This is a genomic window from Brevibacterium sp. K72 (assembly GCF_050562175.1).
GTDB lineage: Bacteria > Actinomycetota > Actinomycetes > Actinomycetales > Brevibacteriaceae > Brevibacterium > Brevibacterium casei.
Window position 1 is genome coordinate 3,481,930 of record NZ_CP191582.1, and the last position, 22,287, is coordinate 3,504,216.

The 22,287-nt window shown below is 68.1% G+C and carries 21 protein-coding genes and 1 pseudogene; 9 read left to right on the forward strand and 13 right to left on the reverse strand.

From position 1 onward, the window contains the following. Positions 1–38: 38 nt before the first annotated feature. The 11 genes from lepB to smc all read right to left on the reverse strand — a co-directional run bounded on the left by lepB (position 39) and on the right by smc (position 12,363). Positions 39–719 carry a signal peptidase I gene (lepB, locus tag ACQ1RG_RS15675; protein ID WP_430600249.1) on the reverse strand — a complete coding sequence of 227 codons (681 nt, stop codon included), beginning with the start codon at positions 717–719 and terminating at the stop codon, positions 39–41. Positions 720–752: 33 nt separating this feature from the next. After that, the gene (rplS, locus tag ACQ1RG_RS15680; protein ID WP_009378341.1) at positions 753–1,094 is read right to left on the reverse strand and encodes a 50S ribosomal protein L19; all 342 of its coding nucleotides are present in this window, start codon (positions 1,092–1,094) and stop codon (positions 753–755) included. A 171-nt stretch (positions 1,095–1,265) separates the two neighbouring features. After that, positions 1,266–2,036, reverse strand: coding sequence for a tRNA (guanosine(37)-N1)-methyltransferase TrmD (trmD, locus tag ACQ1RG_RS15685; protein ID WP_009378340.1), 771 nt, complete (start codon positions 2,034–2,036; stop codon positions 1,266–1,268). An 8-nt stretch (positions 2,037–2,044) separates the two neighbouring features. Then, positions 2,045–2,545, reverse strand: coding sequence for a ribosome maturation factor RimM (gene rimM, locus ACQ1RG_RS15690; RefSeq protein ID WP_009378339.1), 501 nt, complete (start codon positions 2,543–2,545; stop codon positions 2,045–2,047). A 230-nt stretch (positions 2,546–2,775) separates the two neighbouring features. Further along, positions 2,776–3,006 (reverse strand): RNA-binding protein, encoded by a 231-nt coding sequence (locus ACQ1RG_RS15695; protein ID WP_009378338.1) that lies wholly within the window; start codon positions 3,004–3,006, stop codon positions 2,776–2,778. Position 3,007: 1 nt separating this feature from the next. Continuing rightward, on the reverse strand, positions 3,008–3,481 hold the full coding sequence (rpsP, locus tag ACQ1RG_RS15700; protein ID WP_009378337.1) for a 30S ribosomal protein S16: 474 nt from the start codon (positions 3,479–3,481) through the stop codon (positions 3,008–3,010). A gap of 155 nt (positions 3,482–3,636) precedes the next feature. After that, positions 3,637–5,241 carry a signal recognition particle protein gene (ffh, locus tag ACQ1RG_RS15705; protein ID WP_119296448.1) on the reverse strand — a complete coding sequence of 535 codons (1,605 nt, stop codon included), beginning with the start codon at positions 5,239–5,241 and terminating at the stop codon, positions 3,637–3,639. Between the two features lie 212 nt (positions 5,242–5,453). After that, on the reverse strand, positions 5,454–6,674 hold the full coding sequence (locus ACQ1RG_RS15710; RefSeq protein WP_119296447.1) for an ammonium transporter: 1,221 nt from the start codon (positions 6,672–6,674) through the stop codon (positions 5,454–5,456). A gap of 233 nt (positions 6,675–6,907) precedes the next feature. After that, the gene (gene ftsY / locus ACQ1RG_RS15715; protein WP_119296446.1) at positions 6,908–8,050 is read right to left on the reverse strand and encodes a signal recognition particle-docking protein FtsY; all 1,143 of its coding nucleotides are present in this window, start codon (positions 8,048–8,050) and stop codon (positions 6,908–6,910) included. Positions 8,051–8,175: 125 nt separating this feature from the next. Then, the gene (locus ACQ1RG_RS15720; protein ID WP_009378330.1) at positions 8,176–8,577 is read right to left on the reverse strand and encodes a hypothetical protein; all 402 of its coding nucleotides are present in this window, start codon (positions 8,575–8,577) and stop codon (positions 8,176–8,178) included. Positions 8,578–8,769: 192 nt separating this feature from the next. Continuing rightward, positions 8,770–12,363: a chromosome segregation protein SMC gene (gene smc / locus ACQ1RG_RS15725; protein ID WP_119296466.1), complete on the reverse strand. Its 3,594-nt coding sequence runs from the start codon at positions 12,361–12,363 to the stop codon at positions 8,770–8,772. 177 nt (positions 12,364–12,540) lie between these two features. Between smc and ACQ1RG_RS15730 the strand changes: the two genes are divergently transcribed. Continuing rightward, entirely contained in the window at positions 12,541–14,475 is a 1,935-nt protein-coding gene (locus tag ACQ1RG_RS15730) for a BCCT family transporter (RefSeq protein WP_009378326.1), read from the forward strand. Between the two features lie 34 nt (positions 14,476–14,509). Here ACQ1RG_RS15730 and ACQ1RG_RS15735 read toward each other — a convergent pair whose 3' ends face one another. Further along, entirely contained in the window at positions 14,510–14,656 is a 147-nt protein-coding gene (locus tag ACQ1RG_RS15735; protein WP_009378324.1) for a zinc finger domain-containing protein, read from the reverse strand. 601 nt (positions 14,657–15,257) lie between these two features. Between ACQ1RG_RS15735 and trxB the strand changes: the two genes are divergently transcribed. From trxB to chrA, 8 genes and pseudogenes are all read left to right on the forward strand, one after another. Further along, positions 15,258–16,232: a thioredoxin-disulfide reductase gene (gene trxB / locus ACQ1RG_RS15740; protein WP_040341762.1), complete on the forward strand. Its 975-nt coding sequence runs from the start codon at positions 15,258–15,260 to the stop codon at positions 16,230–16,232. Next, positions 16,229–16,555 (forward strand): thioredoxin, encoded by a 327-nt coding sequence (trxA, locus tag ACQ1RG_RS15745; RefSeq protein WP_009378320.1) that lies wholly within the window; start codon positions 16,229–16,231, stop codon positions 16,553–16,555. Before trxB ends, trxA begins: the two co-directional genes overlap by 4 nt. Further along, positions 16,552–17,658, forward strand: a complete 1,107-nt coding sequence (gene arsB / locus ACQ1RG_RS15750; protein ID WP_009378318.1) for an ACR3 family arsenite efflux transporter — start codon at positions 16,552–16,554, stop codon at positions 17,656–17,658. The genes trxA and arsB overlap by 4 nt, the downstream gene beginning before the upstream one ends. Further along, positions 17,658–18,650 carry a metalloregulator ArsR/SmtB family transcription factor gene (locus ACQ1RG_RS15755; protein ID WP_009378314.1) on the forward strand — a complete coding sequence of 331 codons (993 nt, stop codon included), beginning with the start codon at positions 17,658–17,660 and terminating at the stop codon, positions 18,648–18,650. The genes arsB and ACQ1RG_RS15755 overlap by 1 nt, the downstream gene beginning before the upstream one ends. A 15-nt stretch (positions 18,651–18,665) precedes the next feature. After that, positions 18,666–19,064: pseudogene (locus tag ACQ1RG_RS15760) on the forward strand (arsenate reductase ArsC); the annotation flags it as partial. 96 nt (positions 19,065–19,160) lie between these two features. Then, complete coding sequence (locus ACQ1RG_RS15765) at positions 19,161–19,511, forward strand: low molecular weight phosphatase family protein (RefSeq protein ID WP_231882174.1); 351 nt, start codon at positions 19,161–19,163, stop codon at positions 19,509–19,511. A gap of 178 nt (positions 19,512–19,689) precedes the next feature. Continuing rightward, positions 19,690–20,025 (forward strand): PadR family transcriptional regulator, encoded by a 336-nt coding sequence (locus ACQ1RG_RS15770; protein WP_040341809.1) that lies wholly within the window; start codon positions 19,690–19,692, stop codon positions 20,023–20,025. Next, a complete protein-coding gene (gene chrA / locus ACQ1RG_RS15775; RefSeq protein WP_009378308.1) occupies positions 20,018–21,238 on the forward strand; it encodes a chromate efflux transporter in 1,221 nt (406 codons plus the stop codon). The genes ACQ1RG_RS15770 and chrA overlap by 8 nt, the downstream gene beginning before the upstream one ends. 95 nt (positions 21,239–21,333) lie before the next feature. Here the strand turns inward: chrA and mutM are convergent, their stop codons facing one another. Next, positions 21,334–22,188: a bifunctional DNA-formamidopyrimidine glycosylase/DNA-(apurinic or apyrimidinic site) lyase gene (gene mutM, locus ACQ1RG_RS15780; RefSeq protein ID WP_040341758.1), complete on the reverse strand. Its 855-nt coding sequence runs from the start codon at positions 22,186–22,188 to the stop codon at positions 21,334–21,336. Positions 22,189–22,287: the final 99 nt, after the last annotated feature.

The window sequence follows — 22,287 nt, forward strand, 5'->3', positions numbered from 1 at the left end:
GGGTCCGCGACCGGCGCGGGGTGGCTGGAACGAGCGTATCAGTCGATGCTGGAGCCGTGACCGATGACCGGGCCGATGACGCGGTCGACGGGGATGAAGCCGCCGCCGGGGCGCCCGAGCAGCGCCCGGGAATCGGCGGAGTCGTTCCGGTTGTCGCCCATCACCCACATGGTGCCTTGGGGGATCCGGGTGGAGAATTCGGTCGCCGAGGCGGGCAGCGGCGCGTACTCCTCGTTCAGGGGTTCGCCGTTGAGGAGCAGTCGGCCCTGCGCATCGCAGCATTCGACGGTGTCCCCGCCGAGGGCGATGACGCGTTTGACGAAGTAGACGTCGCGGGGACCGACGCCGACCCACGAGCCGATCTTCTGCAGCGGGGTGGGCAGGGCGTCGTCGACGAAGGAGCCGCGTCCGTCGAAGACGACGATGTCGCCGCGGTCGATCCGACCGCCCAGCGCATCGGGGCGCCACACGGAGATCGTGTCGCCGGCCATGAGGGTCGGCTGCATCGACTCACTGGGGATGGTGAAGCGCTGGATGACGAAGCCGCGCGCCGAGGCGCCGAGGACGACGATGACGACGGCGATGGCGGCGAGGACCTTCCACACCGTGGGCGAGAGGCGGCGGGACGAGGACGCGCCGCCTTCGCGCGCGCCTCCTCGCCCCATCCGGGAAATGCGAAAACGCGACCCGGAGGTCGCGTTCTCGTCATGCTGCGGCATGTCGTGTCCGTGCGGCGCTGAGCCGGACGGTCATCAGGCCTTTTCGCGGATGCGAGCAGCCTTGCCGCGGAGGTTGCGGAGGTAGTAGAGCTTCGCGCGGCGGACGTCGCCGCGGGAGAGGACCTCGATCTGCTCGACGATCGGCGAGTGCACCGGGAGGGTGCGCTCGACTCCGACGCCGAAGCTGATCTTGCGAACGGTGAACGTCTCGCGAACGCCGTCGCCCTGGCGACGGATGACGACGCCCTTGAAGACCTGGATACGCGAACGGCTGCCCTCGACCACGCGGACGTGGACGTTGAGGGTGTCACCGGGGCGGAAATCGGGGACGTCGGACTTCAGCGAGGCTGCATCGACAACATCGAGCTTCTGCATAGTGCTTCTCCTGTGGCCTCTGCTTCAGGTCGAGGACACGCATATCGGACCGGTCTGACCGGTGATCGGATTCGTCTGCCGGGATCGCTCCCCTGGCCGCCGGAGTCCATCCGGCGGGCGATTCGGGCACCCATCCCCCTGAAGCAGGTGGATGCCAACAAACGCGACGATCTATTCTGTCACGGTTCCGTCCCCGGACTCAAACCGATCGAGGACCTCCCGGTCCCGGGCGTCGAGGTCACCGAGGCCCGTGAGCAGGTCCGGCCTGACCTCGGCGGTGCGTTCGAGACGTCGGTCACGTCGCCACCGGGCGATCGCGGCATGGTTGCCGCTGAGCAGGATCTCCGGGACGTCGTGGCCGCGCCAAGTGGCGGGCTTGGTGAAGATCGGGTATTCGAGGAGGCCGTCCTCGTGGCTCTCTTCGGTCAGGGACTCGGGGTTGCCGATGACGCCGGGGATGAGCCGGCTGACCGCTTCGATCATCACCATCGAGGCGACCTCGCCGCCGTTGAGGACGTAGTCGCCGATGCTCATCGGCCGCACCTCGAAGGACTGCCCCGCCCAGTCGAGGACGCGCTGGTCGATGCCCTCGTAGCGTCCGCACGCGAACGTGAGGTGCTCGGTGTGCGCGAGCTCCTCCGCGATCCGCTGATCGAAGACCTCACCTGCGGGACTCGGGACGATGAGGATCGGCTTCGTCGCCTCCCCCGTCCCCTCGCCGAGGATGTGCTCGAGCGCGAGTGCCCACGGCTCGGCCTTCATCACCATGCCTGCCCCGCCCCCGTAGGGCGAGTCGTCGACGGTGCGGTGGCGGTCGAACGTGAAGTCGCGGAGGTCGTGGACGGTGAGGTCGAGGAGTCCCTGCTCGATGGCCTTGCCGATGAGGGAGAGCTTGAGCCCCTCGAGATAGGCGGGGAAGATCGAGACGACGTCGATGCGCATGCCCGGGCTCACTCGGCGTCGAGGAGGCCGGCCGGCGGGGTGAGCGCGATGCGTCCGGCGTCGGTGTCGACCTCGGGGACGATCTCGGTAACGAACGGGATGAGGACCTCGTGGCCGTCGGTGTGCCTGAGGTGGAGGAGGTCCTGGGCGGTGCCGTTGGTGACGTCGACGATCTCGCCGACCTGCTCATCGCCGACGAACGCCTTGAGTCCGATGAGGTCGTCGAGCAGCCACGCCTCTTCGTCGTCGGCTTCGTCGTCCTGCTCGGCGAGGAGCAGCGTGTTGCGGATCTCCTCGGCGCGTGTCCGGTCGGGGACCTCGTCGAAGGCGAGCAGCAGGCGGTCGCGGTGCCAGCGGGCGGACGTGAGCGTGAGTTCGCCGATGTCCGGGTCGGTCGCATAGGTCATCCCGGGCACGAGCCGCTCGTCGGGCCGGTCGGTGCGGACCTCGACGGTGAATTCGCCTCTGATGCCGTGCGGTTTGCCCAGCCGGGCGACCACCAAGTCCATGCGTGCTCCTTGTCGTGTGCGAGTGCTCGTTCAGCACTCAGTGTAGTTCTCCGGCCGGGACCCTCTGCGGCTGCACCCGCTCGGTTCCGATCCGCATGGCATGGATCGATCCGTACCATGCGGATTCAGACCGAGCGGTTGCGTCGGCACCGACCCGAGCCCCGCCTCGGCGGTGAATGCACGAAGGGGACGTCCGGCACGCGGCCGACGTCCCCTTCGCGGTGGTTGGTCTACGCCTCGATGAGGTCCACCCGCACCGACTCACGGCCGGCGAGGGAGTTGATCACGGTGCGCAGGGCCTTCGCGGTGCGACCCGCGCGGCCGATGACACGTCCGAGGTCGTCGGGGTGAACCCGGACCTCGAGCGTCGTCCCACGCTGGGACGACCGGGACCGAACTGCGACGTCGTCGGGATGATCGACGATGCCGCGGACCAGGTGTTCGAGCGAATCAGCCAACATGTCAGGCGTTGTCCTCAGCGGCTTCGGCCTGAGCGGCGTCCTCGGCCTCGACGGCCTTGGCGACGTCGTCGGCGGCGGTGTCCTCAGCCTCGACCTCAGCGGCGTCGGCCTTGCCGGAGCCCTTCTGGGTGATGGCTTCCTTGATCACCGAGTCGGCGTTGGGAGCGACGTAGGCTTCCTTCTCCGGCTGCGGCTTGACGGTGTTGACGGCTTCGCCCTCACCGGTGAACTTCTGCCAGTCGCCGGTCAGCTTGAGGAGGTTGCGGACCTGGTCGGTCGGCTGGGCGCCGACGGAGAGCCAGTACTGCGCGCGCTCCGAGTCGATCTTGATGACCGAGGGGTCGCTGAGCGGCTGGTAGATGCCGATCTCCTCGATCGCGCGACCGTCGCGACGGGTGCGCGAGTCGGCGACGACGACACGGTAGAAGGGTGCATGGACCTTGCCGATGCGGGTCAGACGAATCTTGACTGCCACTGTAGTGGTGTCTCCTTTTGTGTTCTGTTTGCACAGAGGCACCGCACAGTCGTGGGGTTGACGTGGCGGAGTCTGCGACCTGGACTATCGACTCGAGGCAGAAGAGAGGGCCCGCGCCGAGGCGAAAGTACAAGAGATCATTGTGCCAGAAAGGGCTACTTCTTTCCACCTGGGAACATGCCGCCGAATCCCTTCGGCAGCTTCGCGAGATCGAAGTCCTCATCCCCGCCGAGGTCGACGCCGCCGAACGCGGAACCGACCGGGTCCTTCGTCTTCCCCGCCTTCCGCTCCTGGGCGGCCTGGGCCTGCTCGGCGCGCTTGGCCGGGTTGCCCGACTGGCCGGCCTTGCGGCCCTTCTTCTTCCCCGCGGCCTTCTTCTTCCGGTTGGGGCCTCCCCCACCGGGCAGTCCGCCCATTCCGGGCATGCCGACCATCCCGGGCATCCCCGGCATACCGCCGCCGCGGCCCATGCCGCGCATGAGCTTCTGCGCCTGCGTGAAGCGCTCCATGAGCTGGTTGACCGCGGTCACCGTGGTGCCGGCGCCCTTGGCGATGCGGGCGCGACGTGATCCGTTGAGGACCTTCGGGTTGCTGCGCTCGTACGGTGTCATCGATCTCACGATCGCCTCGACCCGGTCGACCTCGCGTTCGTCGAAGTTCTCGATCTGGTCCTTGTACTGGCTCATGCCCGGCATCATGCCGAGCATCTTCTTCATCGAGCCCATCTTCCGCAGACCGGCCATCTGGGTGAGGAAGTCGTTGAGGTCGAAGTCCTCGCCGGACTCGAACTTCTTCTGGAGCTTCGCGGTCTCCTTCTCGTCGAAGTTCTTCTCGGCCTGCTCGATGAGGGTGAGGATGTCGCCCATGTCGAGGATGCGGTCGGCCATCCGGTCGGGGTGGAACGGCTCGAAGTCGGTCATCGACTCACCGGTCGAGGCGAACATGATCGGCTTGCCGGTCACCTCGGCGACCGAGAGCGCGGCACCACCGCGGGAGTCGCCGTCGAGCTTCGAGAGCACGACACCGGTGAAGTCGACGCCCTGAAGGAACGCCTCGGCGGTCGTCACGGCGTCCTGACCGATCATCGCGTCGATGACGAAGAGGACCTCGTCGGGGTTGACCGCCGCGCGGATGTCCGCGGCCTGCTGCATGAGCTCCTCGTCGATGCCGAGGCGGCCCGCGGTGTCGACGATGACGACATCGTGGAGCTTCGACTTCGCGACGTCGATGGCGTCGGTGGCGACCTTGACCGGGTCGCCGACGCCGTTGCCCGGTTCGGGCGCGTAGACGACGGCACCGGCACGCTCACCGACGATCTGGAGCTGGCCCACCGCATTGGGCCGCTGGAGGTCGGCGGCGACGAGCATCGGGCGGTGGCCCTCGGACTTGAGCCAGTGAGCGAGCTTGCCCGCGAGCGTCGTCTTGCCGGCACCCTGGAGGCCGGCGAGCATGATCACCGTCGGCGGGCGCTTGGCGAAGGTCAGCCGCCGCGTCTGTCCGCCGAGGATGCCGACGAGTTCCTCATTGACGATCTTGACGACCTGCTGACCCGGGTTGAGGGCACCCGAGACCTCTTCCGACAGCGCCCGTTCGCGGATCCGCCCCGTGAACGCGCGGACGACGGGCAGCGCCACGTCTGCGTCGAGGAGCGCGCGGCGGATCTCGCGGATGGTGGCATCGACATCGGCTTCCGAGAGCCTGCCCTTGCCGCGGAGATTCTTGAACGTCGCGGTGAGCCTGTCGGAGAGGGAGTTGAACACGTGCAAGCCTTCTTCGTATGCAATGGTCGACTCTCTAGACTAACAACTCCGCCTGGGAGGCTCCGAATCCCGCGGACCCCTTCCCCGACGCCAGAGCACCCCACCCGAGTCGTCTGCTGGGACCTCGGGTGGGGTGGTCTGTGAGCACTCCGGCGTACTCCCCCGTCGAGGCGGCCGGCGAGACCGACCGGCCCCCTGACGGGAGTCTCGGGTCAGCGGAAGGAGTAGGCCCGCTCCGCGTGTTCGATGGTGTCGATGCCGTCGAGTTCGTCGCGCGGATCGATCCGCAGTCCCATGGTCTTCCGCAGCACGAGCGAGATGACGAGGGTGACGGCTCCGGCGTAGACGAGGGCGACGAGGCACGCGACGATCTGGGCGACGAGGAGTCCGAAGCCCCCGCCGTAGAAGAGTCCGGCCGCGGTCTCCTCGGTGGGGATCGCGAAGAACCCGATCATCACCGTGCCGATGATGCCGGCGACGAGGTGGACGGCGACGACGTCGAGCGCGTCGTCGTAGCGCAGGCGGTTCTTCGCGACGACCGCGAAGTAGGCTCCGGCGCCGGCGGCGACGCCGATGAGGATCGCGGCGTAGGGTTCGACGTCGGCGCAGGCGGGGGTGATCGCGACGAGACCGGCGATGAGGCCCGAGACGCTGCCGATGCTGCTCGGACGCGAGGCGCGCAGACGTTCGATGGTGATCCAGGTGATCATGCCGGCGGCAGGAGCGACGAGGGTGTTGACCCAGATGAGGCCTGCCTGCTCGATCGTCGAGGCGGCGCCGCCGTTGAACCCGAACCAGCCGAACCACAGCAGTGCTGCGCCGAGGACGGTGATGGGGATGTTGTGCGGCTTGTGCGGCGTCGAATAGCGGACCCGGCGGCCCATGACGACGACGAGGACGAGGGCGGAGATGCCGGCGTTGATGTGGACGACTGTGCCTCCGGCGAAGTCGATCGCGGCACCGAAGACGCTGCCGATCGCGCCGTCGGCGGTGAGTATCCCATCGCCCCAGACCATGAAGGCGAGCGGGCAGTAGACGAAGGTGACCCAGAGGGCGGCGAAGACGAGCCAGGTGGAGAACTTCGCCCGGTCGGCCACGGCTCCGGCGATGAGGGCGATCGCGATCATTGCGAAGGTCGCACCGAAGCCGATCGAGATGAGCGCCTCAGGTTCACCCGCCACCGCGCCGGAGAGGCCGATCTGGCTGAGCGGGTTGCCGACGATGCCGCCGATCGACTCGCCCGAGCTCAGCCCATAGCCGTAGAGCACCCAGACCAGCGCCCCGACGGCCATCGCCGAGAAGACCATCATCATCATGTTGATGCTCGAGCTGATCCGAGTCATCCCTCCGTAGAAGAAGGCCACACCGGGGGTCATCAGCAGCACGAGCCCCGCGGCGACCATCATCCACACATTCACTGCATCGAGTTCCATGTCGTCGTCTCTCATTCGTCTCAGTCGGCTCCGGTTCGAACCGAACGAGACCAGTCTCGACTGGCGACGTCACGGGAATGATTCGCTTATGTTTCGAGTATGTGACACGGACCTCAGGAGAGGTGGAATCCCAGGTCAGATGTGGTGAATGCAGTCGCGAACTCGTTCTGAAAGCCGTCTCAGCGGCTGGACAGAGGCAGAGTCGCCGCCTCAGTCGAGGGTGCCCGCGGCCGTCAGTCGAGGAGGGCGTCGACGAAGCCCTCGGCCGTGAACGGGGCGAGGTCGTCGGCTCCCTCGCCGAGGCCGATGAGCTTGACCGGGACTCCGAGCTCCCGCTGGACGGCGATGACGATGCCGCCCTTCGCGGTGCCGTCGAGCTTGGTGAGCACGATGCCGGTGATGTCGACCGCCTCGGCGAAGACCTTCGCCTGCTGCATCCCGTTCTGACCGGTCGTCGCATCGAGGACGAGGAGGACCTCGTCGATGTCGTGGCCCTCCCCGAGGGGACGGGTGGCCACGCGCTTGACCTTGCGCAGCTCGTCCATGAGCCCGACCTTGTTCTGCAGGCGCCCGGCGGTGTCGATGAGGACGACGTCGGCGTCCTCGGCCTTGCCCTGCTCGACGGCGGCAAAGGCGACCGAGGCGGGGTCGGCACCCTCCTCGCCGCGGACGGTCTCGACGCCGACACGCGAGCCCCACGTCGTCAGCTGCTCGGCGGCGGCCGCACGGAACGTGTCGGCGGCACCGAGGAGGACGGACTTGTCCTCGGCGACGAGGACGCGGGCGATCTTGCCCACGGTCGTCGTCTTCCCGGCGCCGTTGACGCCGACGACGAGCATGACGGCCGGGTCGCCGGCGGTGTGCGCGGTCGCGAGCTCGCGGTCCATCGTCGGGTCGACGAGCTTGACGAGCTCCTCGCGCAGCAGTCCCCTGACCTCCTCGGGGTCGCGGGTGCCGAGCACCTTGACCCGCTCGCGCAGGGTGTCGACGAGTTCGGCGGTCGGTTCGACGCCGACGTCGGCGAGGATGAGGGTGTCCTCGATCTCCTCCCACGTCGCCTCGTCGAGGGTGTCGCGGGAGAGGAGGTTGAGCAGACCGCGGCCGAGGCCGGAGTTCGACTTCGCGAGCCTCTCGCGCAGCCGGACGAGGCGGCTCGCCGGTTCGGTGGGAACCTCGGAGCCGGCGGCCTTCTCCCTCTCCTTCGTGACGGTCTCGGAGATCTCATCGATCGAGAGCTCGCCGGTGAAGTCGGCGTCGATCGACCGGTCCTCGCCGAGCCCCTTGCGTCGGGCGTTGATGCGCAGGCTGATGCCCAGCGCCACGACGAGGATGAAGACGATGGCTGCGACGATGAGCAGGATGATCGGCTGGTCCATTGCGGGACGTCCTCCTTGGTCTGCTGTCTTGTGCACCGTAACGCGTTACGGTCTGGGCCCCGTGACCGTGCCACGGGCTGGACCGCGCGAGGGCAGGACAGTGCCCACGGCGGTGAGGTGTGGTCTCAGGTGCCGCGGGAGCTGAAGAGCAGACCGGCGGTGGTGCGCCAGCCGGTGCCCGATTCGGGGATCTTCCAGTGGCGGGTGCGCGGCCTGACCGTGAGCAGCGACGGGGCCGCATGGCGGCGCGGCTGGGGCCGGAGCACATAGGAGTGGTCGCGGATCGCGGTGACGGCCGCCTGCTCGCGCGTGGCGAGGTGGGAGGTGCCGTCGTCGTGACCGAAGAACTCGTGGACTTCGTCGTCGTAGCCGGTCCACTGGCCCGGCAGACGGAACCGCTGCACGTCAGAGGAGTACTTCAGGCGGCCTTCCGCCCGCAGCCCGGGGAGAGCGACGAGGAGGACGACGACGAGGGCGAGGGCGAAGGAGATGGCGAGGCCGACGATGACGACGAGAACTGCATTCATGCCGGGCAGTCACCCCGTGGTTCAGCCGACTCGGCCATGGACGTCCCGCTCCTCATGTTCTCCGACAGTGCTCCTTCGTCCGACAAGTCTATAGTCCCTGCACAGGGCATGAGCGATCCGGGGTCGTGTGGCTGCTGGAGAATTCCCTGGGACTCCCCTGAGCATCTCCGGCTCGGAGCCTCCGACGAGACGTCAGTGACCTGCTGGCGCGGACTGCTCGGAATGGGAGGGGATCCGCTGGGAGATCACCTTGGAGACCCCGTCGCCGTGCATCGTCACCCCGTAGAGGGCGTCGGCGATCTCCATCGTCCGCTTCTGGTGGGTGATGACGATGAGCTGACTCGAGTCCTGCAGCTCCCGGAACACCGTGAGCAGGCGGGAGAGGTTGAGGTCGTCGAGGGCGGCCTCGACCTCGTCCATGACGTAGAACGGGCTCGGCCGGGCCTTGAAGATCGCGACGAGCATCGCCACGGCCACGAGCGAGCGCTCCCCTCCGGAGAGCAGCGACAGCCGCTTGACCTTCTTCCCCGCGGGCCTCGCGTGGACGTCGACGCCGGTGGTGAGCATGTCGTCGGGGTCGGTGAGGCTCAATCGTCCCTCACCGCCGGGGAAGAGACGGGAGAAGATGTCCTCGAACTCGCGCGCGGTGTCGGCGTAGGCCTCGGCGAAGACGCGTTCGACGTGACGGTCGACCTCCTCGACGAGCTGCATGAGGTCCTTGCGGGAGGATTCGATGTCGGCGATCTGCTTCTCGAGGAACTGGTGGCGCTCCTTGAGCGCTTCGTACTCCTCGAGCGCGAGCGGGTTGACGGTGCCGATCCGGTTGAGCTGCTTCGTCGCCTCCTTGTGCCGCTTCTCGACCTCGGCGCGGACGTAGGGCCGCTCCTCCTCGCCGTCTTCGAACCCGGGAACGGGGGTGTCGGGGCCGTAGGCCTCGATAAGGCGCTCGATCGAGAGCCCCGTCTCCTGTTCGGCGCGGTGCTCGATCTCCTCGAGCTTGAGCCTGTACCTCTCCTTCGCGAGTTCGGCTTCGGCGGCGGCGTCCTTGAGCCTGCCGAGTTCCTTCCGCGTCGTGCTCAGCTCCTCGCCGAGGCGGCCCTTCTCCTCCCGCAGGCCCGCGCGCTCGGTGACGAGGACCTCGATGGACTCCCCGAGCTCGGCCACCGTGGCGGTCGCCAGCGCCGCCGCCTCCTCGGCGACCTCGGCGATCGCCTGCGCCGAGGCGGCCGCGGTGGTCTTGCGGGCGATCGTCCGCTGGGCCTGCTCGCGGGCCGCCTCCTCGGCGGTGGCCTGGCGCAGCAGGGAGTCGACGCGGTCGCGGAGGAACCTCGCTCGGTCGGTCGCGGACTTATGGGCGATGCGAGTCTCGATGACGTCCTCGGAGGTCTGGGAGACCTGCCGGCTGAGGTCGTCGCGGCGGGTGGTGTCGACGACCTCGTCGACGTCCTCGACTCCGGCCAGTGCCGCCTCGGCGGCGTCGGCCTCCTGCCGGGAGGCGGCGAGTCGGCGGTGGAGTTCTGCGTCGTTGTCGGCGGCCCGGGCCAGCCGTGTCTCGTCGGCGCTGATCTCCCCGGCGATGCGGGAGACCTCCTCGGCGGCGGCCATGATCTGCGCGTCGGAGGAGTGGAGGGCCTCGAGTGCTGCGGCGGTGACGGGCTTCGCCTCGGCGAGCTCGGCCTCGGTGGCGGTGATCTCCGCGTCGAGTCCGGCCACGCTCGCTTCGAGGCCGGCGATCGTCTCCTCGGTCTCGGCGAGCGCCGTCTGGGAGGCGAGCCTCGTGCCCGAGGCGGTGCGGGTCCGGCTCACCCGGGTCGAGGTGATGACCTCGCCGTGGAGGGTGACTGCGGTGAGCTGCGGGTGCGCGTCGACGACGGCGAGCGCGGCGGCCGCATCCGGGTTGCAGACGACGGAGGAGAGGGCGGACTTGACGAGCCCCTCGAGGTCGGGATCGTCGGCACCGACGACGTCGGCGAGGCGCGTCGCCTCCGGTGCGTGGTCTCCGCCCTTGCCGGATCCCCCCGCCGAGGCGGTCGCCTCAGCGAGCCCCGGCGCACCGTCGGGTTCGGGGCGGGGTCCGCTCGGGATCGTCAGGGAGACGTTCGTGTCCTCGCCGAGGTGGTCGAGCACCGTGAGCGCGGCCTGCGGGGAGTCGACGATGACGCCGCTGACCGTCGACGACAGGGCGGCGGCCACGGCCATCTCATAGCCGGTGGTCACGGTCAGCCGCTCGGTCACGGCGGTCCGCACGCCGGGCAGTCCGGAGGAGACGATGTCGTCGAGGTCGGCCTCGAGCGCGGTGCCCAGGGCCAGCGCCTCCGCTCGGGCCCGGGCGGAGGCGAGCTCCGAGCTCGCGTCGGCGCGCCTGGCCTTCTGCTCGGCGAGCGCGTCTTCGAGCGCGGTCTGGGCGGCCTTCGCCGTCTCGTAGGTCTCATCGAGGGTGCTCTCGCCCTCTTCGACGTTCTCGACCGCGTCTTCGGCCACGGTGAGTGCTTCACGGCGGTCGGCAATGCGGGCTTCGATCGTCGTGATCTCGGTGCGCCCGGCCTCGATCCGGGATTCGAGGTCGGTGATGCGGGCCTGTGCCTGCTCCTGGCGGGAGTGGAGGGTCGAGCGGTTCTTCACCGCCTCGGTGATGGCGATCTGCGCGGACTTCACCTCGGCCTCGGCCTCCCGCAGGGCCGCGGTGAGCTCCTCCTTGCGGGTGTTCGCGGCCTCGAGGGCGGTCGTCGATGCGGTGACGGCCTCCTCGGCGGCGCCGAGTTCGTCGCTGATGCCGTCGGCCTGGCTGCGCAGCTCGGCGGGTGAGCGTCCCTCCCGGCGGCCGAGGCTCGTGACCTCGGAGAGGAGGTGGGCGCGCTTGTCTCCGGCGCGGCTGGCCAGGCCGCTGGCGCGCACGGCCTGGGTCTGGGTGCGGGACTCCGCGGTGCGCATCGCTTCGAGGTCGCCCTCGACGGTGGTCAGGCGGGTCTCGATCTCGTTCAGCCGGGATTCCGTCTGCGTGCGGCGGGCTTCGAGGTCGGCGATCCGCTCGGTGTGGTCGCCACCCCCGTCGGAGGCGGCGAAGAGGGAGGCCTGGAGGCGCACGGCATCGTCGGCCAGCAGCCGGGCGGTGGCATCGCGAAGGGTGGCCTGGACGGTGGCGGCCCGGGCGGCGGCCTGGGCTTGGCGTCCGAGCGGTCCGAGCTGCCGGTTGAGTTCGGTGCGCAGATCGCCGAGGCGGTCGAGGTTCGTCTGCAGGCCGGTGAGCTTGCGGACGGCCTTGTCCTTGCGGCGGCGGTGCTTGAGGACGCCGGCGGCCTCCTCGATGAAGCTGCGGCGCTCGATGGGGTCGGCATGGAGGATCGCGTCGAGGCGGCCCTGGCCGACGATGACGTGCATCTCCTTGCCGAGGCCGGAGTCGTTGAGGAGCTCCTGGATGTCGAGGAGGCGGGCGGGTGCCCCGTTGACGGCGTATTCACTGCCACCGGTGCGGAAGAGGGTGCGGGAGATCGTCACCTCGGTGTAGTCGACGGGGATGGCTCCGTCGGAGTTGTCGATGGTCAGGGTCACCTCGGCGCGGCCGAGGGCCTGGCGCTTCGAGGTGCCGGCGAAGATGACGTCGTCCATCTTCCCGCCGCGCAGGTTCTTCGCGCCTTGTTCGCCCATCACCCAGGACAGCGCGTCGACGACGTTGGACTTGCCTGATCCGTTGGGACCGACGACGCAGGTGATGCCCGGCTCGAACTTCAGGGTCGTGGCCGAGGCGAAGGATTTGAATCCGCGCAGGGTCAGGCTTTTGAGATGCATCGTGCCCTTAAGCATAGCGGGATTGCGGGCATCGCGCCGCTCACCCTGTTGCCCACGTCACACATTTTGGTAGTCTGCCTCTCACGTCGCCTATCCGGTGCCGCCTGCATAAGCTCCACCGCCGTCGAGACCAAGGAAGGATCGCCGCACAGAGGCGCAGTCGCGGCAACCGAAACCATGAGCGATTCCCCCGACGAGTCCACGACCACCTCGGCGACGAACGGCTTCGACAGGACCCGCGAACTCATCACCCACCTGCAGAACCCGCCGACGAAGAAGCGCTATCTGCGCCGGATCGGACTCGACAAGACCGTCTTCTTCACCGCCGGCTTCATCGCCGTCGCCTTCGTCGTCTGGGGGTTCATCTCGCCTGAGAGCCTCGGCGTCGTCGCCGGTGCCGCGCTGACCGGGGTGATGGACAACTTCGGGTGGCTCTTCGTCATCGCCGCCACCGTGTTCACGATCTTCGTCATCGTCGTCGCCGTCAGCCGCTTCGGCCGGATACCGCTCGGCAAAGACGGCGAGACCCCGGAGTTCCGGACCTCCTCGTGGATCGCGATGATGTTCGCGACCGGCATGGGCATCGGCCTCGTCTTCTCCGGTGTGGGCGAGCCCCTCTTCTTCTACATGTCTCCCCCACCGGCGACCGTCGACGGATCGACCGCCGAGGCGATGGGCACAGCCATGGGCACGACGCTCTTCCACTGGACCCTCTACCCGTGGGCGATGTACGCGATCGTCGGCCTCGGCGTCGCCTACGGGTCGTTCCGGCTCGGGCGCTCGCAGCTCTTCTCCTCGATGTTCACCTCGCTCTTCGGCGAGCGCGTCGTCAACGGCATCGGCGGGAAGTTCATCAACATCCTCGCGATCCTCGCCACCCTCTTCGGTTCAGCGTGCTCGCTCGGGCTCGGCGCGATCCAGATCGGCGGCGGCATCGAGACCGCGGGCATCCTCTCCGACGTCTCCTCCCCCATCCTCGTCGTCATCATCGCGATCCTCACCGCGGCGTTCGTCGCCTCGGCGGTCTCCGGGGTGGAGAAGGGCATCCAGTGGCTGTCGAACATCAACATGGTCCTCGCCGTCATCGTCGCCCTCATCGTCTTCATCGGCGGGCCGACCCTGTTCATCCTCAACGTCGTCCCCTCCGCCGTCGGGTCGTTCATCGAGGATCTGCCGCAGATGGCCTCACGGACGGCAGCGAACGGAGTCGGCGTCAACGAATGGCTCTCGTCGTGGACGGTCTTCTATTGGGCATGGTGGATCTCGTGGTCGCCCTTCGTCGGCCTCTTCATCGCCCGTATCTCCCGCGGTCGGACGGTGCGCCAGTTCGTCACCGGCGTCCTCATCGTCCCCTCGGTCGTCTCGACGATCTGGTTCGCGATCTTCGGCGGCGGCGCCATCGGCATCCAGGAGCGCGCGGAACGCGGTGAGGGCACGGTCAGGGCGCTCGCAAGCATCGTCGACGGTGAACCGGACATCAAGATGGACACGATCCTCTTCGACCTCCTCGGCGCGCTTCCCCTGCCCAATCTCATCGCGATCATCCTCATGATCGTCACCGTCATCCTCATCGCGATCTTCTTCGTCACCGGTGCCGACTCCGCGTCGATCGTCATGGGCACGCTCTCGGCCAACGGTGCCCTCGAACCGGGCCGGCGGCTCGTCATCTTCTGGGGTGTCGCGACCGGTGCGGTGGCCGCCGTCATGCTTCTCGCCGGGGGCAGTGACCCCGCCGAGGCGCTCAACGGGCTGAAGAACATCACGATCGTCTCCGCGCTGCCGTTCGTCATCGTCATGCTCCTCCTCTGCGTCGCGCTGTGGAAGGACCTCTGCCAGGATCCGCTGGTCATCCAACGGGAGCTCGCGACCCACCTGCTCGACCAGTCCGTGGCCACCGGCGTCAACGAGTACGACGGTCAGGCCTTCGGTCTGGCGACCTCGGAGCTCAGTCAGGTCCCGACCGACGGGGACGGGCCGGACGGCTCAGACGGTTCGGACCGTGTGGGGGCCGGCCGGGCCCGGACCGGGGTCGGGAAGGGCGGGGACGCTCCCCCGCCGATCGGGCACGAGCCCGATGATCCCGACGCCGAGGCGGACGGTCGTCGGACGTGAGACGACCCCGGCCGTGAGGTGAGCGCACGTCAGCTCACCGGTACCGCGGCGCCTTCTGGCACTGCGGGCAGAAGTGGGTGCCGCGTCCGCCGACGGTGAGCTTGACGATCTCGCCGCCGCAGCGCACGCACTCCTGGCCGCCGCGACCGTAGACGAGCAGCGCCCGATCGAAGTATCCCAACTTCCCACGATAGATACATTGAAAGACTGGGGGTCTCCAAAGGTGACGTATCCGCTGGTCAGAGGCTACTTCACTACGAAGTGACGTACGGACGACGTGCGTTGCCTACACACCAGAGTACGGCCTCAAGACTTCAACATGCCAACGGCGCGGTCGAATGTATAACCGGGCATCCGCGACCGTGCGCACAGGACTCCTCCGCCATCGAGGATGGGCACTGCGTCACCTATGACGCACTCCCGGTCACCCTTGCTTCTTCTTTTGGCGTCCTGTTCGAGCTAGTGGTCCGTGAAGACCTTGGCGATGGACGTCGTCCGCTCCCGCGTCAGAGGCGGCGCGGTCCGGACATTGGCCCACTCCCCTCGCTCCACTGAGTTCAAGGGAAAGGTCCGATCTGTGCGTGGGCTGCGCCATGCGGCCACCTGGTGCAGGAACGCGGTGCGTCATCCGGATTTGAGGGCGTAGGCGCATCCAATGCACGCCGCCATGCGGCCGCTCCAACCCTGGCGGGTGCGTGGTGCGGCGACATCCAAGGTGAACATCGAGTGAACCCTCATGTGCCAGCTTGACCCATTGATTCGACATCCTTCAATATAGAAACATGTCGAATCAAGATACTGAGTTGGTCATCGTCGGATCGGGCCCTGCCGGATACACTGCCGCGGTCTACGCGGCGCGAGCAGGCCTCGCCCCAGTGTTGATCGCCGGTTCGGTCACGGCCGGCGGCGCGCTGATGACGACGACCGAGGTGGAGAACTTCCCCGGCTTCGTGGACGGCGTCCAGGGACCGGAGCTGATGGAGGCGATGCGTGCGCAGGCCGAGCGCTTCGGTGCCGAGATCGTCTATGACGATGCGATCCGCCTCAGCCTCGACGACGGCGTGAAGATGGTCGAGACCGGGAATGGCGTGACGTATCGAGCCCGCGCGGTGATCCTGACGATGGGCTCGGCCTACCGGAAGCTCGGCCTCCCCGAGGAGGATCGTTTGTCCGGGCACGGCGTCTCCTGGTGCGCCACCTGCGACGGCTTCTTCTTCCGAGATCAGCAGATCGCTGTGGTCGGCGGCGGAGACTCCGCGATGGAGGAGGCCTTGTTCCTCGCCCGGTTCGCTTCGAAGGTGACCGTGGTCCACCGGCGTGACGAGTTCCGGGCGTCGAAGATCATGGCCCAGCGCGTCATGGAGCACCCGAAGGTCGAGGTGGCATGGAACAGCGAGGTCGCCGAGATCCTCGGCGACGAGCGAGTGACCGGGTTGCGGCTGCGCGACACCACCAGCGGGGCCGAGCGCGCTCTCGACGTCACCGGGGTATTCGTCGCGATCGGGCACGATCCGCGCTCCGAACTCGTGGCCGGTCAGGTCGGCATCGATTCCGACGGCTATGTACAGGTGGCCCACCCGTCGACGCGGACTAGCCTGCCGGGCGTCTTCGCGGCCGGCGATCTGGTGGATCACACGTACCGGCAGGCGATCACCGCCGCCGGCACCGGCTGCGCCGCCGCGCAGGACGCCCAGCACTACCTGTCGAATCTTGCTCCTGCTACCCACGCGGAGCCCGTCCTGGAGGTCTCCGCATGAGCACCATTGCCCACGTCACCGACTCCACTTTCCAAGCCGAGGTGACTGAGTCGGAACTACCTGTCATCGTCGACATCTGGGCCACCTGGTGCGGGCCGTGCAAGGCGATCGCTCCGATCCTGGACCAGCTCGCCGAGGAGTACGACGGTCGTGCCCGGATCGTCAAGGTGGACGCCGACCAGAACCCGGAGACCGTGACAGCAGCCGGGGTGACATCCATCCCGACCCTCGCCTTCTACACGGGCGGAGAACGGGTCGATGTGCTGATCGGCGCGCATCCGAAGCCTGCCATCGCCGCGAAGCTCGAGGAGCTGCTCGCATGACCGCCGCATCCACTGCTACTGCCCGCATCGCGCCGAAACGGCTCTCCACGCTCGACAAGTGGCTGCCGCTGTGGATCGGCCTCGCCATGGTCGCGGGACTCCTTCTAGGCCGATTCCTCCCTGCACTGTCAGACCTGCTGAGCCATCTGGAGGTCGGCGGGATCTCGGTCCCGATCGGGCTCGGGCTGCTGGTGATGATGTACCCGGTGCTCGCGAAGGTCCGCTACGACAAGGTCGCCGCCGTCACCGGCGACAAGAAGCTGCTGGCCTCCTCGCTTGTGCTGAACTGGCTGGTCGGCCCCGCCGTGATGTTCGCCCTCGCGTGGATCTTCCTGCCAGACCTGCCCGAGTACCGCACCGGCCTCATCATCGTGGGCCTCGCGCGCTGCATCGCCATGGTCGTGATCTGGAACGACCTCGCCTGCGGCGACCGCGAGGCGACCGCGGTGCTCGTGGCGATCAACTCGGTGTTCCAGGTCGTGATGTTCTCCGTGCTCGGCTGGTTCTACCTGACGGTGCTGCCCGGCTGGCTGGGCCTGGATGCTCAGGGGCTGGAGGTCTCGGTCTGGCAGATCGCGCTGAACGTGCTGGTGTTCCTCGGCGTGCCGCTCGTCGCGGGCTTCGCCTCGCGATGGATCGGCGAGAAGCGGCGCGGACGGGATTGGTACGAGGAGAAGTTCATCCCGAAGGTCGGTCCCTGGGCCCTCTACGGCCTGCTTTTCACCATCGTGCTGCTGTTCGCCCTGCAGGGAGACGCGGTGCTGGGCAAGCCGCTGGACGTCGCACGGATCGCGCTGCCGCTGCTGGTGTACTTCGGCCTGATGTGGTTCGTCGGGCTCCTGCTCGGCAAGGGCATCGGCCTCGGCTACGCGCGGTCGACGACCCTGGCCTTCACCGCGGCGGGCAACAACTTCGAGCTCGCGATCGCCGTCGCGATCGGCACCTTCGGGGCGGCGTCCGGCCAGGCGCTGGCAGGCGTCGTCGGGCCCCTCATCGAGGTCCCTGTCCTGGTGGGGCTCGTCTACGTCTCGCTCTGGGCCGCCCGCGCATGGTTCCGCACAGACCCGTACGCCGCTGAAACCATCACTGAATCGAGGACATGATGAGCGAGGACATCCTGCTGCCCGAGCCGTGCGCGCCGACAGCGTCGCACGCGATCAGCACTGAGGTCGCGGCCACGGTCGCGAGCGCGTTGAAGGCGCTGGGCGACCCCTTCCGGCTGCGGATGCTCTCGGCGATCGCGGCAGACCCGCGCGGAGAGTCCTGCGTGTGCGACCTCGCCGAGCTCGCCGAGGTCTCCCAGCCCACGGTCTCCCACCACCTGAAGGTCCTCAAGAACGTGGGCCTGTTGGACGCCGAACGCCGCGGCACCTGGGTCTGGTACCGCATCAACCCGGCACGCCGTTCGGCGGTGACCGCACTGCTGGACGCCTTCGCGCCGGCGGCCATCGCCGAGGCAGCGCCCGAGGCACTGCCTGACGAGGACCCTGCGGACACGGACGCGCAGATCGCCCATCTCGCCGCGGACCTCGCGGCCGCGACCCCGGCCCTGCCGCCCGAGACCGTGACTGGCATCGTGCGGGAGTCCTACGCCGCACTGGCCCGCAGCGCGAAGATCACCCGCTACATCGTGCCGCTGACCGAACGGTTCGCGAGGCAGCGCCTGGCCGACCTCACCCGAGACCGCGAGAGCGCCGCACCCCAGGTGCTGTTCGTCTGCGTCGCGAACGCCGGCCGCTCCCAGCTCGCCGCCGCCCTGGTCAGCCGGCTCTCCGGCGGACGGGTGATCGCCCGCTCGGCCGGATCTACCCCGGCCGCGGACGTGCACCCGCACGTCAGGTCCCTGCTCGCGGAGATAGAGGGAGACGACGCATCTCAGCGCTTCCCGAAGCCGCTCACCGACGACGCCGTGCGCGCCGCCGACGTGGTCGTGACCATGGGATGCGGCGATGTGTGCCCGGTCATCCCCGGAGTCCGCTACGAGGACTGGGCCGTGGGAGACCCGGCCCTCGCCTCGCCCGAGGGCATCGCGGCCATCCGCGACGACATCGAATCCCGTGTCCGCAAGCTGCTCGACACGCTCCTCACCGACTGAAACCGAAGGAACCTCATGACCGACCAGAAGCCCTCCGTCCTGTTCGTCTGCGTCCACAACGCCGGACGCTCCCAGATGGCCGCCGGCTACCTCCGCGACCTCGCCGGCCACCGCATCGAGGTCCGCTCCGCAGGATCGATGCCCGCCGACCAGATCAACCCGATCGCGGTCGAGGCCATGCGCGAAGAGGGCATCGACATCACCGCCGAGCAGCCCAAGGTCCTCACGACCGAGGCCGTGCAGGACTCCGACGTCGTGATCACCATGGGCTGCGGCGACGCCTGCCCGTTCTTCCCCGGCAAGCGCTACGAGGACTGGAAGCTCGAGGACCCGGCAGGGCAGGGCATCGAGGCGGTCCGGCCCATCCGCGACGAGATCCGCTCGCGCATCGAAGCGCTCATCGAGGAACTGCTCCCCCCGGCCGCCCCGCAGCAGCAGGACGAGCGCCAGCCTTCGGTGCTGTTCGTCTGCAAGAAGAACGGCGGGAAGTCCCAGATGGCCGCCGCGCTCATGCGCAAGCTCGCCGGCGACGCCGTCCAAGTCCACTCCGCGGGCACGGCCCCGGGGTCCGAGCTCAACGCCATGTCCGCCGCGTCCGTCTCCGAGGTCGGGGCGAGCATGGACGGCGAGCACCCGAAGCCGATCGACCCGGGCCTCCTGCTTTCCGTGGACCGCGTCGTCGTCGTCGGCGAGGAAGCCGTGGTCGAGCCCGTGCCGGGAATGGCCGGGGTCCTCGAGACCTGGGTGATCGACGAGCCGTCGACGCGGGGCATCGAGGGCGAGGATCGGATGCGCCTGATCCGTGATGAGATCTTCGGGAAGGTCCGCGAGCTCGCCACGGAGCTCGCATCTGAAGACTGAGCGAACCTCTGCAAGAACGAAAGGCGTTCGCTCGCGCTGCTGGGGATCGAACTTTCTCGCACCGGAGCAGAAGCCCCCGCCGTCTCGTGACACTTCAGCTGTTCGTTGAATCATCGAGACAGGCGACTCCGAGTCCTTGACTCACTATCTGTAGTCGATATCGATGCACGTTGCTGACATGGAGTCCAACGACGACGCTTCGACGGAGTTCGAGCACCACGACCTATTGTCCGGGCTCGTGCGCATGCACGTCCTGCACCACGCAGCGCAGGAGGAGATCTACGGGGCGTGGATGATCGAGGAGCTCGCAGGCCATGGCTACCGGCTTTCGCCCGGGACGCTATACCCGATGCTGCGCCGGATGGTCGCCGACGGATATCTGACCATGCGCTCCGAGCGCGACGGACGCACGGTGCGCAAGTACTACTCCGTCACCGACAAGGGACGCGAAGGGCTCGCCCAAGCGCGGGAGCGCGTCCAGATCTTCACCCGAGAGGAACCCGAACATGACTGATGCCGTGTCCGCACCGACGAGAGCCGTGGGAGGCTCCGCCTGGGAGGTGTTCCGCGTCTTCCTCAGGCTCGGCGTCACCTCCTTCGGCGGACCGATCGCGCACCTGGGCTACTTCCGCACCGAGGCCGTCGAGCGCCGGAAGTGGCTGGACGACAGGGAGTACGCCGACCTCGTCGCGCTCTGCCAGTTCCTGCCGGGCCCCGCGTCGAGCCAGGTCGGGTTCGCGATCGGCATGCACCGCGCCGGGGCCCTCGGCGCGCTGGCGGCGTTCCTCGCCTTTACGTTGCCATCGGCGGCGCTGATGGTCGCGTTCGCCTACGGGGCGTCGCTGTTCACCGGCCCCGTCGCCGAGGGACTGCTCATCGGGCTGAAGATAGTCGCGGTCGCCATCGTCGCCCAGGCGGTCCTGGGGATGGCGAAGAGCCTGGCTCCCGACAGGCAGCGCGCGTCGATCGCAGCCGTCGCCGCGGCCGCGGCCCTGCTGCTGGCCGGATCGTCAGGGCAGGTCATCGCGATCGCGCTCGGCGCGGTCGCCGGGTACTTCTTCTGCCGTGCTGCGAGCATGGCGACCGGCGGGGCGCTGCACTTCCCCGTCCGGCGCGGCGTCGGCGCAGCGAGCCTGGTCCTGTTCGGGATCCTGCTGCTCGGCCTGCCAGTGGCAGTGATCGCGACGGGCTCAGGAGGTCTAGCGCTCTTCGACGCCTTTTACCGCGCGGGCTCCCTGGTCTTCGGCGGCGGGCATGTCGTCCTGCCGCTGCTCCAGTCCGGAGTCGTCGAGACCGGGTGGGTGGGCGACCAGCAGTTCCTGGCCGGCTACGGTGCTGCGCAGGCGGTGCCCGGGCCGCTGTTCACCTTCGCCGCGTTCCTGGGCACGGCATCGACCACTGGGCCCGGCGGAGTCCTCGGAGCGGCGATCGCCCTTGTCGCCGTCTTCCTGCCCGGATTCCTGCTCCTGGTCGGCGTGCTGCCGTTCTGGAACTCGCTGCGCCAGCGCCCCTGGGCCCAGGCCGTGATGCGCGGAGCCAACGCCGCGGTCGTCGGTATCCTCGCCGCAGCCCTGTACTCCCCGGTGTTCTCCACCGCGATCACCGGCCCCGGCCCGTTCGCTCTCGCGCTGGTCTGCTTCGTGCTCCTGATCGCGTGGAAGCTGCCGCCGTGGGTCGTCGTGATCGTCGGCGCTGCTGGAGGAGTGCTGCTCTCGCTCGTGCCCTGAACGGACAGCTTGTGTCGTCCGCGGGAGCCCTGAGCACTTTCTCCACATCTGTCTGCTCAACGTCCGTGACCTGGCCTCCTCAGGCAAACTCCTCATCACGCTAGGGTCGTTGTCGATTTTCGCTGGCAGATCGGACACGAGTGGCTCGAGCGGTTCATGAATTGTTCCCGCACGATCGGCGTCCCGCAGCGCGTGCAAGGCTGGCCGGTACGACCGTAGGCATTCAGGCTGCGGGCAAAATAACCGCTGCTGCCGGCCACGTCGACATAAAGGGAATCGAACGAGGTTCCGCCTTGGTTTAGCGCGGCGGCCATGACGTCGCGCGCAGCATCGATCAGCGTTGAGATCCTTGGCTTGCTCAAGGACGATGCCGCCGTCTCCCCGTGCACCTTGGCAGCCCAGAGTGCTTCGTCGGCGTAGATGTTCCCGATGCCGGACACTACCGTCTGGTCCAGCAGCACGCGCTTGATGCCGGTTTTTTTGGCCTTGATCAACGCAACTGCTGCCGGCTGGTCGAACAGCGGATCGAACGGATCCCGCGCGATGTGGGCGATCGGCGAGGGTAGCACCGCTCCGCCTTCGTCGTACATCAGATGCCCGAACGTGCGCTGGTCATCGAACCGCAGATCGTGGCCGCCGTCGGTGAAGGTGATCCGCGCCCGCTCGTGCGCAGCGACGGCAGCATCAGGCGACGTGATGAGCATCTGCCCGCTCATCCCCAGGTGAGCCAGTAGTGCGTCCTCGCCGTCCAGGATCAGCCACAGGTACTTACCGCGGCGGGCAGTCCCCGTGATCGTCGCCCCGACCATCCGTGCGGCCAAATCCTCCGTACCGCGCACATGACGGCGGGCCGCACGCGGATGCAGAATAGTGGCCGAGGCGATCGTCCGGCCACGGACATGATCGTCGAGTCCACGGCGCACGACCTCGACCTCAGGAAGTTCAGGCACGGGTAGCACCTCGCAGTGTCCGGGACCCAGGGCTACGGCGGTGCGCTACTGAACAGGTCGGGCTATCGAGGCGCTTGGTCAGAGCCTGTCGTGCCAAGT